Raw genomic sequence first — 1,422 nt, forward strand, 5'->3', positions numbered from 1 at the left:
CCGCACCGGCGACCAGGGCGTGCTCTCGCCCGAAGGCTACCTCTCGATCACCGGGCGCCTGAAGGAGATCATCAACCGCGGCGGCGAGAAGATTTCCCCGCGCGAGGTGGACGAGATCCTGATGGACCACCCGGCGGTGTCGCAATGCGTCACCTTCGCGGTGCCCCACGACAAGCTCGGCGAGGACGTCGCCGCCGCGATCGTGCTGCGCGAGGGCGCCGAGGCGATCGAGAAGGAGATCCGCGCCTTCGCCTCCGAGCGTCTGGCCGCCTTCAAGGTGCCGGCCAAGATCCTGATCCTGGACGAGATCCCCAAGGGTGCGACCGGCAAGCTCCAGCGCATCGGGCTGGCGCAGAAGCTCGGGCTGGTTTGAGGCGCGCGGGCGGTCCGGTCGCCGTCGCGGCGACGGGATCCGCTTCGCTGACGCTCGCCGCTAGTGTGGTTTGCTTTCGCTGCAACCGCGGCCCATAATATGGGTGAGGGCCCACAGGCGGCTACCTGTGGGCCGTCTTGTTGGACCTAGGTTAGAAGAACCCGAGCGTGATGGTCACAGACCATTCACCGCTCGGGTTTTTTGTGATCGTGATCCGCAGAAGCGGAATCATCAGCACATTGCTCACCCCCTTCCCGTCTGCCTACTCACGGACGGCGATCGGCTAAGTCGCCGTAAGCCCCGTAGCCGCAGGGTCGTCGTAACGGGAAGTTTGCATCCAACGCTCTCAATATGAGCGCCCTGGATGCAGGTGCAATCAAAACATTTATTGCAATTGGAATACTCGTCAGGGGTGTGCGGTGCGAGCGCTGCAGCTCGGCGGTCGAGCGGGCTCAGATAAGTCTCGACGGTATCTTGTCAGCCATGCCGCCTATGATGACGCGGCAAAACACCGGACGTTCGACAGCAAAGAGGGCAGCACACGAGGTGCCGCCCCCCATCCAGCCGAAGCGATCGAAAGAAAGAATCAGTTCCGCGCGGCCATCATGTCGTGGGACAGCACGGTGAGCTTACCGATCAGGCTCGCCACGTCGCCGTGGGCGCAGGACCATTGCGTGCCGATGGCGCTGCCGTCGTTCGAGACCGAGACCACGGCGACCGAGCGCAGCTTGCCCTCGCGGGCGAGCTTGAGCTGATCCTGAAGCACCTCGATGATCGAAGCGACGTTCTCGTCGGCGACCGCCTCGGTGGCGGCGGCGGGGAAGGGGACCACGGTGGCTTCGTTGAGGGCACGATCGAACTTGGACATTCAGGCAACTCGACGATGCTTGAGGGAGGTGCGGCCGAGAGGTCCGGCCTGGAGACGATCCACGAGGAAGGCGAGGCGATCGGGCAGGGCGCCGTCCGTGTCGACGGAGAGGCGCTTGCCGATTGCGGAGGCGACACCCTTGGTCACCCGGCTGACGATGGGCCGCTCGAGGCAGGCCGCC

General features: G+C 64.8%; 3 protein-coding genes. 1 reads left to right on the forward strand and 2 read right to left on the reverse strand.

Annotated features, from left to right (window positions below; translation table 11 throughout):
- Positions 1-373, forward strand: a 373-nt coding sequence (locus MFF42_RS24155; protein WP_444980425.1) for an AMP-binding enzyme, incomplete at its 5' end; no start/stop codon positions are given.
- Positions 374-959: 586 nt separating this feature from the next.
- Here the strand turns inward: MFF42_RS24155 and MFF42_RS24160 are convergent.
- Complete coding sequence (locus tag MFF42_RS24160) at positions 960-1,241, reverse strand: hypothetical protein (RefSeq protein ID WP_238258391.1); 282 nt, start codon at positions 1,239-1,241, stop codon at positions 960-962.
- A partial coding sequence (locus MFF42_RS24165; protein WP_238258393.1) for a hypothetical protein occupies positions 1,242-1,422 on the reverse strand: 181 nt, incomplete at its 5' end. It lies immediately after the preceding gene.

The sequence above is a fragment of the Methylorubrum podarium genome (assembly GCF_022179745.1).
Classification (GTDB): Bacteria; Pseudomonadota; Alphaproteobacteria; order Rhizobiales; family Beijerinckiaceae; genus Methylobacterium; species Methylobacterium podarium.